Annotated in this window: 14 protein-coding genes; 8 read left to right on the forward strand and 6 right to left on the reverse strand. The window is 55.7% G+C overall.

Annotated features, from left to right (window positions below):
- The first annotated feature begins 312 nt into the window (after nt 1–312).
- The 4 genes from HQL76_08445 to HQL76_08460 all read left to right on the forward strand — a co-directional run bounded on the left by HQL76_08445 (nt 313) and on the right by HQL76_08460 (nt 4,371).
- Nucleotides 313–945, forward strand: a complete 633-nt coding sequence (locus tag HQL76_08445; protein MBF0109189.1) for a rhodanese-like domain-containing protein — start codon at nt 313–315, stop codon at nt 943–945.
- Nucleotides 946–1,233: 288 nt separating this feature from the next.
- On the forward strand, nt 1,234–2,373 hold the full coding sequence (locus HQL76_08450) for an ABC transporter substrate-binding protein (GenBank protein ID MBF0109190.1): 1,140 nt from the start codon (nt 1,234–1,236) through the stop codon (nt 2,371–2,373).
- 220 nt (nt 2,374–2,593) lie between these two features.
- Nucleotides 2,594–2,992, forward strand: coding sequence for an ankyrin repeat domain-containing protein (locus HQL76_08455; protein MBF0109191.1), 399 nt, complete (start codon nt 2,594–2,596; stop codon nt 2,990–2,992).
- Nucleotides 2,993–3,036: 44 nt separating this feature from the next.
- Complete coding sequence (locus tag HQL76_08460; GenBank protein ID MBF0109192.1) at nt 3,037–4,371, forward strand: radical SAM protein; 1,335 nt, start codon at nt 3,037–3,039, stop codon at nt 4,369–4,371.
- On the opposite strand, the gene HQL76_08465 is transcribed toward HQL76_08460, so the two are convergent.
- On the reverse strand, nt 4,364–6,511 hold the full coding sequence (locus tag HQL76_08465; protein MBF0109193.1) for a hypothetical protein: 2,148 nt from the start codon (nt 6,509–6,511) through the stop codon (nt 4,364–4,366). The two genes, HQL76_08460 and HQL76_08465, sit on opposite strands and share 8 nt — an antisense overlap.
- A gap of 23 nt (nt 6,512–6,534) precedes the next feature.
- Nucleotides 6,535–8,151, reverse strand: a complete 1,617-nt coding sequence (locus HQL76_08470) for a hypothetical protein (GenBank protein MBF0109194.1) — start codon at nt 8,149–8,151, stop codon at nt 6,535–6,537.
- Nucleotides 8,152–8,320: 169 nt separating this feature from the next.
- Here HQL76_08470 and HQL76_08475 point away from each other — a divergent pair, with 169 nt between their 5' ends.
- On the forward strand, nt 8,321–9,019 hold the full coding sequence (locus HQL76_08475) for a hypothetical protein (GenBank protein MBF0109195.1): 699 nt from the start codon (nt 8,321–8,323) through the stop codon (nt 9,017–9,019).
- 91 nt (nt 9,020–9,110) lie between these two features.
- On the opposite strand, the gene HQL76_08480 is transcribed toward HQL76_08475, so the two are convergent.
- From HQL76_08480 to HQL76_08490, 3 genes are all read right to left on the reverse strand, one after another.
- Nucleotides 9,111–9,800 (reverse strand): hypothetical protein, encoded by a 690-nt coding sequence (locus HQL76_08480; GenBank protein MBF0109196.1) that lies wholly within the window; start codon nt 9,798–9,800, stop codon nt 9,111–9,113.
- Nucleotides 9,801–9,897: 97 nt separating this feature from the next.
- Complete coding sequence (locus tag HQL76_08485; protein ID MBF0109197.1) at nt 9,898–11,808, reverse strand: SUMF1/EgtB/PvdO family nonheme iron enzyme; 1,911 nt, start codon at nt 11,806–11,808, stop codon at nt 9,898–9,900.
- Between the two features lie 187 nt (nt 11,809–11,995).
- The gene (locus tag HQL76_08490) at nt 11,996–12,583 is read right to left on the reverse strand and encodes a hypothetical protein (protein MBF0109198.1); all 588 of its coding nucleotides are present in this window, start codon (nt 12,581–12,583) and stop codon (nt 11,996–11,998) included.
- Nucleotides 12,584–12,713: 130 nt separating this feature from the next.
- Here HQL76_08490 and HQL76_08495 point away from each other — a divergent pair, with 130 nt between their 5' ends.
- The gene (locus HQL76_08495; GenBank protein ID MBF0109199.1) at nt 12,714–13,136 is read left to right on the forward strand and encodes a rhodanese-like domain-containing protein; all 423 of its coding nucleotides are present in this window, start codon (nt 12,714–12,716) and stop codon (nt 13,134–13,136) included.
- Between the two features lie 396 nt (nt 13,137–13,532).
- Entirely contained in the window at nt 13,533–13,895 is a 363-nt protein-coding gene (locus tag HQL76_08500) for a hypothetical protein (GenBank protein ID MBF0109200.1), read from the forward strand.
- Between the two features lie 7 nt (nt 13,896–13,902).
- Here HQL76_08500 and HQL76_08505 read toward each other — a convergent pair whose 3' ends face one another.
- Entirely contained in the window at nt 13,903–15,066 is a 1,164-nt protein-coding gene (locus HQL76_08505) for a glycerate kinase (GenBank protein ID MBF0109201.1), read from the reverse strand.
- 160 nt (nt 15,067–15,226) lie between these two features.
- Here HQL76_08505 and HQL76_08510 point away from each other — a divergent pair, with 160 nt between their 5' ends.
- Nucleotides 15,227–15,670, forward strand: coding sequence for a peptidylprolyl isomerase (locus HQL76_08510; GenBank protein MBF0109202.1), 444 nt, complete (start codon nt 15,227–15,229; stop codon nt 15,668–15,670).
- Nucleotides 15,671–15,674: the final 4 nt, after the last annotated feature.

A 15,674-nucleotide genomic window follows, 5' to 3' on the forward strand; every position in this document is an offset into this window, starting at 1 on the left:
CATGGCGAAAAGGGACACCTCTTGTCCAGGTTTGCATGACTGGGAAACAATTCCATACAATAATATGATGTATAAAGACGTTCGGATCCGGTCGTTTGTCCATCATGAATGCGGATTATTTTCCATATGGTGTTGTGCAAAGATCGAGGAATGTTTGAAATAATAAATATATTTTATGGTTAATTTTCATGAATTATTCTGGCAATTGATCCCTGTTTTGGAATAAAACCGAATGGAGGTCCCTGATTGGCAATGGGGGATGGGGACGAGGATGTTGTGTCCAAAGGTGGAAATTTTGAGGGAGAATGACCAATGACGAAAAAATATGGTGGGTGGATTATCGGTACGATCATGGCAGTCCTCATGGGATGGGGCATGCCGGCGTGGGCGGCGGAAGGGGCGGGGGAAGACGGCGTTCCCCTGGGCAAGGAGGTTGCCGAAAAGGAACAGGTGTACGCCAAGGGGCTGACCTTGGCGCCATTCACTTTGAACGGCGTCGAGGTGAAGCAGGATCGTTCCATGGCTGTTCCCGATGCCTTCAAGGATCCATCGACGCGAAAGTGCAAACCGTTTTGTGTCCAGCCAGCCGAGCTTGCGGGCACCACCTTGTTCAAACTGGAAGACTTCGCCAAGATGTCCGCCGATATTTCCAGTGGCAAGATTCTCATTGTCGATATGAGGACCCCGGACTGGTTTGAAAAGGGGACGCTTCCCGGAGCCATCAATCTTCCCTACAGCGATTTGACCTCGAGCGCCACGAAGGCCAAGGCCAAGGTGAAAAAACTGGAAGACAAGGATATCATCGTCTTCTGCAATGGCTGGTGGTGTGGACAGAGTTCCCAGGGGGTGAAGGCCCTTGAGGAAATTCAATACCCCGGCAAGATCTACTGGTTCCGCGGCGGCAACCAGGATTGGGTCGATGCCGGGCTGGCATTGGTCAAGTAGTTGGACGGATGGGTCTGGAATCGGGAAACCGGTTTCGGACCCATTCCATGCTTCATGAAACGGGTCGCGTTTTTTCGACCACGGTCATTCCATCCCCGGAAGGCCGGGCAGTCCCTTCACGGTCACACCAACAGGCCATCGTTTGCCTGGCCTTCTTGAGAAAAGAATATTCCTTTGTTGTCCGGTCGCAATCGGGTAGCATGAAAAATAATAATAAAATTGTTTGATTCATGAGGGAATGAACACGACTCATTCCTTGTTACCATGCATGTTCGGAGGGGGGAGATCATGCTTGCGCAAAAGGGTGTGCCGCTTCTCCTCGGGGTGGCGGTTGTTTTGATATTTTTTATTGGTTTGGATGACTCCTTCCCGGAGAGGACCGACCGGGTCGCGCAAGGATGGACGATCGATGACGAAAAACGAAAAATCTATGGTCGATATGTGTTCAGCGGCCCCGACGAGGCCGTGATCGATGCCGGTTATCAGCCCCTGGCGGTGCCAACGGGGACGGTTCCCGCGGTCATGATGCGGGACGGAATTCTGGCGCGGGAACTTGGAAAAATTGGCAAAAGTGTAAAATTTCATCCTTTCTTCGAGGGGGGGGACATCAATTCCTTTTTGTTTTCCCGACATCTGGAGGTGATGTGGGCCGGGGATATGCCGGTCATCAAGGCGGCGGCGCGGTTTCCGGTCATCGTGACGGCCCAGGTCAAGACGGCCTTTGCCGCGATCATTACCCGCAATCTCTATTCGATGGATCGACTCAAGGGACGGCGTGTCGGCTATGTTCCGGGTTCGTCGGCCCATCAGGTGTTGCTTAACGGACTGGCATTGCAGGGAATGACCGACAAGGACGTGTCCCTGGTCGAAATTCCGGTGAACCGGATGATCGGGGCGCTCAGGGAGGGAATGGTCGATGCCATTGCCGTATGGGAACCAACGATCACCCTGGCCAGGGAACAATTGAAGGACCATGCCGTTCCCTACCGCGCCCTGACTCAGAGCTTTCTTTATTTTTCGAAGGATTTTTTCGATAAACACTTCGAAGCTGCCAGACTCCTGACCGCCGCCACCCTGCGCGCGGTGCGTTGGATGAGTCGCAGCCGGGAGAATGCCCGCAAGGCCTGCCAGTGGCATCGTGCCCTGGCGGAAGCGTTTTCCAGGGGAACCGAGTTTCTTTCCGAGGATCAATGTCTTTCGATCCTCCACCGCGACCTGCTTGACCCGCTCCCCATGGCCATGATTCCCCCGGAGAGCCTTCATGCCGAAGGGGCGATGTCCCGGAAATTCTTGTTTCTGCAACAGATTGGCATCCTGGATCGGACCATGGATTTCAAGCAGGTGCGGTCCGCGTTCAGGACCGACCTCCTTGAGGAAATGATCATGGACAAGGAACGCTGGCGCATCATGGAATTCGACGATCGATGATCCGGGGTTGATTTCATCAATCGGTCGAAGGGGCAACTTCTGCCTGGTCCATGTGGGTCTTTTTTTCCTCCTTTTTGCGCATCGAGGAGGGATCCGGGCGTGGGATTTTCTTCATCATGTTGATTTATAATAAATAATAAAAGAAGATCGACTCTGGCAGCCGGTTTGCGATGTACCCATGCGGCACTGGTATCCTCAAACCGATTCAATGGAGCAGGAAATGAAAATTCCCGGATTGGCGATGGTGATTCCTGGCATCATGTTTTCCAGTCTGATCGACATGTCCAACGGCGAAATGGTGTCGGAGCAGACCCAGTGGGAGGGACAAAAAGCCGCGACGTCGCATGCCAATGCCGTTTCACGGGACCCGGAGATCGTTACCGCCCTGCTGCATCAGGGGCGGATGCTGGATGCCATGGATCTTCAGGGACGCACGACGCTGATGTGGGCCGCGGAACATGGTGAAACGGCTCTTGTGCAAAAGTTGCTCGAATCGGGCGCCGATGTCAACGCGACCGACTGGTGGGGGCGGACGGCGTTGAGTTTGGCCCTGGCCAATGAGCATCGCCGGATCATTGCCCTCCTGGTGGAATATGGGGCGCAACTGACGGCGGGATGAGTTTGGTTGCCGTTACTTTTGTGGATTTTCATTGGAGAGGCATCATGGAAAAAGACCGGAACGATTCCCGCGGCGCTTCCCCGGTGGGACCGACGGGTGAATCGCTTGTCTTCATGAGGCATCCGGGCCACCGGCTTCGTTCCGGGGCGGCGATCGTCGCCCGGGCTTCCCTGGGTGAGCGGGAACCGGAATCGCAAGCGGGTTTGTCCTCCGCGATCCCGGCGGCCTCCGGGACGGTCCAGGGGGAGGGCGTTCCCAATCAATTCACGGGGCCATCGTTTCGCACCCGAAGGGAACGTTTTCGCTTTGACGGTCACAAGATGATGTACCACCTGGACCGGGTCATGGCCTGGCAACGTGGCGAGCGTTTCGCCCCGATTCACATCGACATGGGGTTGACGAAATTTTGCAATACCGCCTGCATCTATTGTTATGCGGTGGTGCAGAACATGTCGCGGGGGACGATGATCGAGCGGGAGGCCTTGTTGCGTTTCATCGATGATTGCGGACGGTTGGGGGTGCGTTCCATCGGTTTCATCGGCGATGGCGAACCCACACTCAATCCGGCGGTCTATGATGCCGCGGTCCTGGCCCGTCAACGGGGGGTGGATACCGCGATGGCGACCAATGGCTTGCTCCTGGACATGGATCGCGCCCATGATTGCCTGCGGGATATGACCTGGATTCGTTTCAATCTGTCCGCCGGCAACCGGGAAGGATTTCAGCGGATTCACCAGTCGAAGGGGGACAATCTGGATTTGTTGTCGGAAAAGATTCGTGCATTGGTTGCCCTGCGCAAGGAACATGGATATCCCTGTACCCTGGGTTTGCAAATGGTCTTGATCCCGGAAAACTTCGACCAGATTTTGCTGGAGGCAGAATTGGCGGCGGCGTTGGGGGTCGATTATCTGGTGATCAAACAATGCGCCGATTCGGAATACAAGGAACTCGGCGTCGATTACCGCCGCTATGCCCAGGCGGAACAGGACCTGAAAAAAGCCGAAGCCCTATCGACGCCGGAATATGTGGTCCAGGTCAAGTGGAACAAGATCAATGCCGCTGACGAAACGTCGCTTTATCATGAAGGGGTGCGCAAATACGACGTGTGCATGGGTACCCCGTTTCTCTCGCAACTCTCCGGTAATGGCGATGTCTATCCCTGTGGCCCCTTCTATGGCAAAAAGCGCTTTCTGATCGGAAACATCCACGAACAATCCTACCATGACATCGTCATGGGGGATCGGTACTGGGCAGTCCATGAAGACATCGCCACCTGGGTCGATGTCCACAAGGATTGCGCCATCGGCTGTCGTCAGGACTACATCAATAAATTTCTCTGGGATCTGAACAATCCACCGGAACATGTCAATTTTATTTGACCCCTGATCTTTTGCAGCAGTCACGGATCCATTGGGCCATGCTTGCGGGCGCTGTTTCCGCCACGCAGCGACGGGCAACTTTTGCCCATTCGTCTTCGCTCACCAGACCGGCGAATGGACCTTTTCCCGGTTCCGGTGGTTCGGACCAAGGGTTCCCGGCATACTTTTGATAGACTGAGTCGAGCAGCGCCAAGGCTCCTTTTTCGGTGGCTTCCTTCTGCAAGCCCTGTATGGCCGTGAGCAGCGTTCTCGTCTCTGTCAGCGTTTCCTCCAGAGAGGGACCACCGGTCTTCTTGCGGGCGGTATGGTAGCGTTCCAGCACAGTGCGCAGAAAGGTTGCCAGCTCCAGCGTTTTCTCTGCCACCCTTTTGTCGCTGGAAAGAGTTGGCCATTGAATCGCATCTCCCGAGGTACTTGCCGGCGCACAACGACAGACACTTTCCATGACCCGGTCGGCCATATTCCGCAAGTCTTCCGATGATTGGGGCAGGTCTTTTTCATTCGCTTTGGACGACAGATTGAGTCTCAGTCGCTCTGCGGCCCGCCCCAGGCGCAGGAGGTCGAGATCCTGGCGCCCCATGGCCTCCTCGTGGCGAACCAGAACGGTCACCATGAGGCTCAGGGCAGGGTCGTTAACGGGAGCCTCAGCCTCCAGAGCGGCCAACGAGCCCAGGCAGTTGACGGCACAATCGAGTCCATTCAATTGTTGCAGAGCATACTCAAGGTTGTCTCCGCCCAGTTCCAAAGCCCACCAAAACCCGATTCCTGCCACCGTGGCCTGCATCCATTCGATTTCCGACGCATTGCCGATACGGGAATAATTGATGGAGGCATTGAAGAAGGATGCCGTGATGTCATCATAATCGTCCACATTGACCAGGGCCGGGCGCACCAAGCCCGATAATATCGAGAGAAACCCTAACCGGTCATGTTTGCTTTGGGAGACGCAACCAGAAAGCCTCCCGGAACAGTTCAACCACGCAGCGGAGTTGTTCAGCATCCTGGAAACGGTTTCAGCCACTTCGCCACCAGGGTTATCGGTCCCGAACAAGGTCTGCATGACCTGGCTCAGTGATTCAATGTTGGCGATGCTGCGACGTGTGGCAAGAACGACCGAGGTCGAATGCAGCGTGTTCAACATGGCCAACGTGTCTTCTTCAAGGAGGCTATCCTTGCCGCGGGCAACAGTGGCCAATCTTCCACACAGATTGTTGAGCTGAACGTGAATGGCATGACGGCACCAGCCATCTTCCAGTTTCAGCCCGGGGATGCGTGTGCGCGCATCTTCTGATTTTACCATGCCGGAGAGAAGTTCGTGGTAGTAGTACCCTCCTTCCATGACCGCGGATTCCGAGCGGCTGAACACGTCGCCAAAGCTGCCCCATGTGGACAGCAGACCGGCATCCCATTCCGACGCCGGGACCTTCATCAGCCAGGTGCGCAAACCGGACAGGATCTTCACGACCAACGGCTCATCAAAAGGAGCACGAAACTGGACAAGCGTCACCAAGACAAGATCCAGCCGTCGTTCCGTGGATCCCACGTCGTCCCGTTCCCATCGGTCCAGGGTATCGGCGATTGGGCCTTGCAACAGATTGACCATTTGAGACCAATTACCCTTCATCTGGGAGATGGCCATTCCAACCCGCAACATTACTTCCTCGGGGGTGCCTAAAAAGCCTTGGCCAGGAGAGGACGTCCTGGAGGTTGGGCTGTCCTGACGATCTTTAGCGACACTCCTGGGCTCACGAGGACGGAGATCGTCCTCAGGCAGGTTTTCAGCATCGGATAGACTGTCGTCGCTTGCCGGAGTCTCATCTCCAAGAAATTGGTGGACATCAAATCGGGATGTAATGGCTTGAATAAATTGCTCCATGCCGTCGGACCATTCCTGTGCATCGTTGGGATTTGTCTCGGGCGGATTGGCAAGTGTCCATATCTCCATTAAGTAGTTCTTCAGGTCAGGTTTGCGATAAACGCTTTGTTTCTGATCTTTGCCAACGCCTATTTTGCTGTCGGGGATCTCCTTGCTGGTGATACCCTTATCGATTTCGGGGGGGTCTGCGGGGATTGCGGACATATGGAACCAATCGGTGTCGTTGGTGATACCCTTGCCGATTGATGGCACATTCTCTGCCATGTCTTGCTCCAGTGGGTTAGAGTTCAAGAATTTGCCCTTCCCAGCATCGCTGCTCGGCTGATGCTCAGACGCACGGTTGCCCGGAATAGACGCCTCGCTTCCTTTTCGCTTGGAGGTACTGAATCAGACATGAGGGAGAGAAAGCGAAACAACTCTCCCTTCAGTGTTCGTGACTGGATGTGATGAATATTACGCCCAGATTTTTTGAAAAGAGCCTTGAACATGTCGTCGGGTTCCAACCACTGTTGTTTGTAGTGGGGACTGAATTTTTTGGCGATGGCGTTCAGATCCGGAATGGTGTCTACGAAGGCTGACAGATCGGAGTAGTTCAGGCTGGGGACTTCCATTCGTTCCGAAAGATATTTTTCATAGAAGGCATGGTGCAACCGTTCCAGGCGATTTCCTCCACGACAAAGGATCTCTGCATAATGTTCGTCAAGCGTCTGGAACAAACCATTCATTTTAGAATGCCCACCCTTGTCTTCTTCTTTGCCAGTTTCCGGTTTGGTATCATGGGCTCCTGTTGGAGCGGAACTCCGAAAAATATTGGACGTCAGTTCTTTACAGGCTGCCTCGTTCTTGGGGTCTTCATCCGGCGGGCCGTTTTTGAGTCGCTCATTCAGCAGCACGGCATACATGGACGACTGGATATCTTCAAGCTGATGGTCAAGAAGAGGATTGAAGGCTTTGTAGAAAATCTGCTCTTCGACGTAGGAAACGATGCAGGTGACACCCTTCAGGTTCAGCGAACGCCGGATCAGGGTGAGGGCGGCCTGGGCCATGGTCGGGGTAGCCCGGTCGATCTCGTCGAACATGAACACTGCCGGGGTTGCGGCGAGCAGTCGCTCCAGATCGCTTTGCCAAGGTAGCCGGATACCGGATTGTACATCGACAGAAACATCCTTGATGGACAACCGGAATCTGTTGTTGTACAGCCATTTGGGGATCAACAGGGTCAAGGGAAAACTTTTCCAGTTTTTAAGGCCCCTGGGGTGCGCCATAAGCCGTTCCAAAACAGCGCGTTGCAAATCTTCTTCGGTTTCGTGGCGCCAAATGTCGATCCATACTGCGATGGGACTTGTTTTTTTCTCAATGCGGTGGCGTATTTGTTCCATCAGGAACGACTTTCCGGAACCCCATTGCCCGGAGATGGCAATGATTCGTCCGACGCCTACATGTTCTTGCCGCAGAATGTTGTCGATTCGATCCAGAAATACTTCCTGCGACGGCAATAAACGCACGTCAGAATTTCCATGGCGTGGATAGATAACCTTCCCCAGACGCGCGTAACGTCTCACCAGTACCAGTTTGCCCACCAGCCATAACAGCAGGATGAATAGTGGCAGGATGACGTGCCAGGAATTATTCTTGAAATGTTTAATTACTTGGTTCAATTCGAGACCGGAAATATTCCATAAATTGTACAATAAATCAATATAGGTTCCTGCTGCGAGTAATAATGATGGGAATAGGAGTATAATAAGAATTGGCCTTGCCCGAGGTATCATGCGGATATAGAGGTAGGCAAAGACAACGCAGAAAAGCAGAACCGCAACCAGCACCGGGCTGTCCAGAAAAGACGTCGATCCGGTGTTTTCCGCACATTTTTCAAGTCCGGATACGCTACATTGAAGATCCATTATTTTACCCCAAAGTTCTTGTGGACGGGAGGGTTCCGGCCAATTTCAAAAAAAGATCGCGATATAAATCAATATCATATAATCCACCTTTGTCACATTTGTCAAACGCAATCGTCTGGACTTTCCAACCAAATCAGTTTTCTGGGGCACTGGAATGGCATGATGTGGCATGATTACGTTAATCCTTGACAGCGAGGCGACGATGCATCGCGCCCTCGTTGAACGATTTACCTGGAAAGATTGTTTCGGGCCATTCCGTCGTATCGGGGGTTGTGTTACTCTTGGTTGCTCGTACACAGTGCGGGCGGTGCCATGCACTCAGGTTTTTGCATTTTCCTGGCGTTCCCATGACGGTTTTCCATGTGTTCGCTGCAACATCTTCAAGTTTCCTGGCGCGCCGGACATGACCCTGCATTACCATCCCGAAACCCTTGACGATGCCCTGGAAATCATTCAGGTCCTCTACCAGAACCTGATCGATGACACCGCCCGGATGCATGAGGCCCAGGAGTTGGCGGACGTCAATCAAAGGGTTTCCGAGGCTTTGTTGCAATCGGTGGAAAACATCCTTGGGACCGTCGGACAGGTGAAAAAAATCGCCAGTCAGACAAAACTGTTGGCCATCAATGCCGGTATCGAGGCGGCCCAGGCGGGTGATTCGGGACGGGGATTTCTGATCGTCGCCGACGAAGTCAAGGAACTCTCGAAACAAACTTCCGCGGCAACGACCAACATCACCAGGGAAATCCAGGAGGTCCAACAGGCCGCCAACGAGGCGGCGGCAAGCCTGAAGGCAATGATCACCAAGATTTCCGAGGTCAAGGATTCAAACCATGAAATCCTCGACATGTTGGCCCGGAGACGTTGATTCATGCCGTGAAACCGGACCGGACCACGCGCTTCTCCGGGAAGGGTGGGGTCGGGATCGACCAACGGACGAGGGGCTGGCACGGGTGTCGTTATTTCCCGTAGCCTTCGTCCTGGGAAGACCCCTGGACAAATGGCGGTATCCGTCCGACGAGACGTTCCAACAGAATCAACTCGTCGTCGGTGTGGTTGTGCATCGGCCCTTTTTCGAGGATCGACGGGCCGGTGGTGGCATCGCGAATGAACCGCGCATCATGATGGAGTGCCTGGATCGATTCGCGAACGCTGGGATCGTTGCGCGCCTGAAGGGTCGAGGCGCCATAACAGGTGCAAAAATAGGTTCGTCCGGGTTCGTATTCCATGTAAATGCCGGTGCCCCGGATGCCGATGGTGGCATTGGGGGTCTGAAGGGAACGCAGACCGGGGCTGAACACGGAAAGGACACGCCCCCGTTTCAGGGTATACCCAAGAATGGACCCCGCCGCGGTCGCCGTGGGGGTGACTTGCGGGGCGGCATCGACGGCGGTTGCCGGGTCGGCGTGCGACTGGGCCAGAGGACGGGACGAAAGAAGCAATTCGGTGTTGTCGTGGATCAAAAGGGCGTCCCCGCCGACGACAACGGTCATCCAGGTTCCCGCTCCGGTCGTCAGGGTCTTTCCCGGAATCAGCGGCATTCCCGGTTTCAGTGGGATCCCATCCTGGAAGGCGGTTCCCCGTAATTCGCGAACCCCCTGCGCGACCTCCTGGTTCCAGGTGACGCATCCCGATATCAAGGGAGACATTCCCAATCCCGAAAGGCCCGCGGTCCAGACCATGCCTTTCAGGAGGAACCTCCGATTCACGTCGCAATCATCGATCATAAAGGCCTCGCTCGGGTCATCATTGGATTGTTTCGGTCGTTTTTTCCATGACCAGCCGGAATCCCACCATCGGACTGACCAGTTTCGCCGACGCCGCCATGCGGCTGGCACAGCGGCATTCCCGCCACGGACTGCGCCAACAACCGCCCCGGAGACTGATTTTTTCCCGGGTGTCGGCTCCCCTGGGATTGTCCGCCGGACTGGTCCGATAATAGTGCGGATCGTAACCGTCCGCGGTCCATTCCCACACATTCCCCAGCATGTCGAACAATCCCCAGGAGTTCGCCGCTTTTTCGCGCACGGGATGGGTTTTTTCCGCGGCATTCGTTTTGATCCAGGCATGATCGGGCAGCGCCTCGGCCCCTCCGGGAAAAGGAAAGGGGGTCCGGGTGCCGGCACGGGCGGCATATTCCCATTCCGCCTCCGTCGGCAGGCGAAAGTTTTTCTTTCCCTTGGTATATTTGTTCAAACGTTCGAGAAATTTCTGTACCATGTTCCAACTGACCCGTTCCACCGGATACTGTCCGAGTTCGGGAGAAAAAAGCCCCTTGGGATAATCACCCATGACACGATTCCAGGTCTGCCAGGTCACCGGCGTTCTTCCGAGCCAGAATTCGTTCAGGGTGATCGGGTGCAGTGGCCCTTCATCGTCCTTTCGTCCCGATTCTCCCGCCTCCGAACCCATCTGAAACGTTCCCCCGGCGATCCAGACAAATTCAGCCTTGGTCAATCCTTCGAGCACAATCCTGGGAGAAACGGTTTTTCTTCGAGGTTCCTGGAGGTCACCACTGTTTGGCGCGCCGATGATCGCTTTGGGCGGGACGATTTCCCTGGCGGGTGGCGGAATGGACCCCGACGGGACAGGCGTGGGCGGCTGTTCCTTGGGAACGGGGGCGACCTCGGCGGTGGCAAATTCGTTGATGGAGGCGATAAAACTGCGCCAACTGCTTTTTTTCCGTTTGACTTCCGTGGGCTGGGGTTCGTTCAGCGGACCCGTGTTGTTTCGGGCCAACATTTTCTTTGCCGGCGCCGGGAGGGCCATGGGTTCGATTCCCAGAAGTTTGCGCCACTCCTTGATCGATTGCGGTCGATCGGTCTCCAGGACCTCCAGGGCTTTATCGACCGCGGCGAGAAACTTCGGGCTGTACCGTCCCCTGCCCATCTCCACGGCCGCCTTCATGGGGTCCGGATCGTTGCGCAGCCGTGCCGCGATCCGGAGCGCGGCATCGGCCGGTTTTCGTCCGGAAATGCACCGGTAGATCACGCCACCCATGGCGTAGATGTCCGACCAGGGACCCTGCCGTTCTCCCGAGGAATCATACTGCTCGAACGGCGAATATCCCAGGCTCAGCAGGCTGGTCATGTCATCCCCGACCGACTGCCGCGCCGAACCGAAATCAAGAATGACCGGCGAGCCATCCTGTCGAATCAATATGTTGGGCGGTTTGATGTCGCGATGAATGAAATTGGCCTGGTGAAGGACCTCAAGACCATCGAGAAGGGGCGGGAGCATTTTTCGCAATTCCTCCTCGGCCAGGGTCTTCTTTCGTTTGAGAAGGCCATCCATCCCCTCTCCCTCGACATACTCCATCACCATGTAGGCGGTGTTGGCATCGCGAAAAAAACTGACGACCCGGACGATGGCCGGGTGACGAAAACGGGCGAGGGTTTGCGCCTCCTTGAGGAACCTTTGCAGTCCCCACTCGAATTGATCCTTGCAGGAAGGGGAATTGGGATGAACCTGACGGCTTTCGGTCCGCGAGGCGAAGGTGCCGGGGAGGTACTCCTTGACAGCGACCAGTTGGTCCTGGTTGGTGTCCCGCCCCAGATAGGTGATGCCGAACCCCCCTTTGCCAAGAACCTTGAGGATCTCGAACCAGAGGATTTTCGAGCCGGCGGGAAGCGCGTCGGTAAATTGCGTGGAACTCATGAAACTGGGTCCTGACCTTCCGGGTTGGCGGGTGCAAATGATCCACCGTTGCCAATACCCGGCAATTTGGGAGATGGCGTCCCCTGCCGAAATACCCTGGACCTTGGCGATGCCCATGCATCGGTATAACCGATGGCGTCCCGACAAGGCAAGTGACCAATCGGATCGGGTGGGGCGAAGGGGGCGATTATTCCCGTGGCTCGGCGATCAAAGAGCGAAGAGCGCCTGCCTGGTCCTCAAGTATGTCGGAAGAAAGACCGACCTCCTCCTCCTGGAGGGTGAAGATTTTTCGTTCCTCGACGTGATCGCGGGGATCGAAGAATTCCTCGGAGGGGTCCGGGTCACCCGGAAGTTCCGGTTCGATCCGCTCGGGATCGGCCAGGTCGGAAAGATCCTGATTGGATTGGAAGGGGTCCAGTCCCTCTTGGTAGGGATAGGACGCGGGGTACATCTCGTTGGGATCGTTCCGGAACATTCCGAACAGACTCTCCAGGCTGTTGCGGGCAAGGAGTGACAGTCCGGCCACCAGATAGACGCTTCCCTCCAGGGCGCGAAGTCCAAGGTCTCTTCCTGAAAAACGTTGCCATGATCGTTGCTTGCGTGTGACCGGCAAAGATTCGCCCTGCCTGGCCGATGACGCGCTCGCCATCGTCTTGCGGACGCGGCGTTCAACCTTCTGGTTGGCCAGAACGGATGGTTTGATATTCCAGGGACGGCTGCTTCTGGAAGCCAAGGCCGCGGATTCCGAATGTCGCGCGGCGGGTTTTTTCTTCATCCAGGTATCTTGAGCCATTTGTATACCATTTCGTTAGACAGATGCGTGAACGATCGGGTCTGTGTTATGGTTCCAGTCTGTCTTCGGATCGAGTTTCTTCAACCATTTCGAGTCCAATGGAAAACGCCCCATGCTGCCATCCGCCCCCCACAGTCCGCGAAATCCGAGTCTCTTTCAGGCCACCCCCAGGGAGGCGTTCGAACTGGCGCGAATACCAGGAACGGTGTTCATCGATATTCGCTCCGAAATCGAACATTTCTTCGTCGGAAGTCCCCTGGGCGTCGTCAACATTCCCTGGCAGGACGCACCCGACTTTGAAAAAAATCCCGATTTTCTCGCTGCCGTCGGTCGTATCGCCCGCAAGGACCAAGTCATCCTCTTGATCTGTCGCTCCGGACATCGTTCCATCGATGCCGGCAATGCCTTGATCGAAGCGGGTTTCCAAAGAGTCTACAATGTCCTCGAAGGGTTCGAGGGCGACCGGGACGAGAATCACCATCGTTCCAGCGTCAATGGTTGGCGTTTCCGGGGGTTGCCGTGGGTGCAGTGTTGATCGGTAACGGAGAAGGTGTCTTTCCACCCGCGATGAAACGACGAGGCGCGGTTTCGTGGTGCCACCGCGGCAACCTTCCCTTCCCCCTCGGCCCCTGGCTTGTATTAACCCTTTTTCCCTTTCGGTACAAGTCGCGCCGTTGGTGGCAACCTTTTTTTAACGTCTCGGATCTGACTGACATTCACTATTTTGTTACGCAAATTTCGTGCCTGTAAAGAAGTATCAACTTTTACAGTGAGATGGTACATATCTCCCATCCCATGCCAAGACCCTGGTGCAAGGAATTGTCATCATTGTGTCAAAATTCCAGGCAATCGTGAAGGGATTGGCGTAGTCTGAACGCTTGCATCCGTGACGACGGGATTTCATTGACCGACTTTTTGCCAGGAAACACCCATGATCCAGGAAAACGCATCCTTCAAGACCAATGCCCTGAAAGAAATGTCCCGCCAGTTCGAATCCTGGGGGTTCACCGATATCCGTTCACCCCATCTGTTGGATCATTATCCCGCCACCCGGACGGTGGGAGGATTCCAGCCCGACATGTCCTTCAAAAAGAAAGAGGTCCAGTTCATCGTCGAAGTGGAAACGAAGGAGGTCCTGGACAAGAAGGAGACCTGGGAAGAATGGCTGGTTTATTCCGATCGGGCGAAGGAAATCAGGGGATGTTTCTGGATCCTGGTCCCCCAGGGACAGAGTTTTGATTTTATCCGAAAGATCAACGAAATGCGTATCGATGCCAGCGTTCATGAGGTGTGAGATGGTGTCATGCCTTGAGAAACGCCGAAGGGATGGCGTTGAGCAACGCGCCGATCTGTCGGGCGCAGGTGGTGATCATCGAAGGTCCCAGGCGTGAAATTTCTTCGGCGGTCATGGGGTGGGCGCTGCTGACGAACCAGGCATCGATGCCCGATTCGTGAATGTGTTCGATGCCGGGACCGGTGATGCCGCATATGGCGATGACCGGAAGGTGGAGCGATTTTGCGACCCGCGCAACCTGGGCGGGGGCCTTGCCTGACAGGGTTTGGCCATCCAGACGACCTTCGCCGGTGATGACCAGGTCGCTTCCGCGAAGGCGTTCATGCAGGCGAATGGTGTCCGCCACCATGGCTGCTCCAGGGTTGAGTCGCCCCTGGAGAAAGGACAGAATGCCACCTCCAAGCCCTCCGGCGGCCCCGGCCCCGGGTCGGTCGGCCAGGGGACGTTGTGCGTCGGATTCGAGAAGACGGGACAGGCGTTGCAAACCCTGATCGAGCAGTCCGACCATGGCGGGTGTCGCCCCTTTTTGCGGTGCATACACATGGGCAGCGCCTTTGGGACCGCACAGGGGGGCAGCGACATCGCAGGCGCCGATGATGTCCACGTTGCCGATGCGCGGGTCCAATTCTTGGGTGTCGATCCGTTCCAGATGGATCAATGCCCCTCCGCCCAGGGGGATTTCATGTCCCGAGCCATCGAGAAATCGGACGCCAAGGGCCCGTGCCATTCCCGTCCCGCCATCGGTGGATGCGCTTCCTCCCAAACCGATGATGATTTTTTCGACACCACGGTCGAGGGCGGCACGGATCAGTTCGCCCGTTCCCAGGGTATGCGCCGACAGGCTGTCCTGTTCGCCGGGTCCGAGAAGGGTCATGCCACTGGCGGAGGACATTTCGATGATGGCGGTCCGGCCTTTGTCCACCAGTCCGAACACCGCTGCCACCTGCGACGACAAGGGTCCCGACACCGTGACGGAGTGGAAGGTCCCTCCCATGGCATTGACCATGGCCGACACCGTTCCTTCGCCGCCATCGGCCATGGGAATGACGCGCGTGATGATCCTCGGACACCCCTGTCTGAGTCCTGCTTCGATGGCCCGTGCCGTTTCGAGGGGGCCGAGACATCCTTTGAATCCGTCGGGGGCGATGGCGATGATGATGGGATCAGGCATGGCGAAGGATCCGGCATGAGGGTGCGGGTATCAAACGATGGATGCGTGTTTCCGTTGCCCTGAACGGACCATGGACAGATCCGATCCGATCGGATACCGTCTAAAGGTGATGGTGGAAATAAAGTCACCATCCCCCTTTGATATAGGAGTCGGATTCCCGATGAGCTTGATCAAAAACGGCGACATCATCGCCATTCACTATACCGGAATCCTGGAAGATGGACAGGTGTTCGACTCATCCATCGCTCGCGGCGAGCCATTGCGCTTTACCGTGGGTGATGCCGAAATCATTCCCGGTCTGGAAAAAGAACTCCTCGGCATGGAGGCGGGCCAGAGCAAGCGGGTCTTCGTCGGGATGAATGAGGCCTACGGCGCGTGGATGGATGACCTCGTGCGTGATTTTCCCAGGGAACTGTTTCCCGATGACTCCGACCTTGAACCCGGACTGCGTTTTTCCCTTTCGGGGGAGGGAGGGGAACAGATGTATGCGACGGTGGTCGAGGTCAACGGCGATGTCATCACCCTGGACGCCAATCATCCACTGGCGGGGGAAAATCTGATCTTCGACGTCGAAATCCTCGAAGTCGTCCCCGATTCCGACTGATCGC

The sequence above is a fragment of the Magnetococcales bacterium genome (assembly GCA_015228815.1).
Classification (GTDB): domain Bacteria; phylum Pseudomonadota; class Magnetococcia; order Magnetococcales; family UBA8363; genus UBA8363.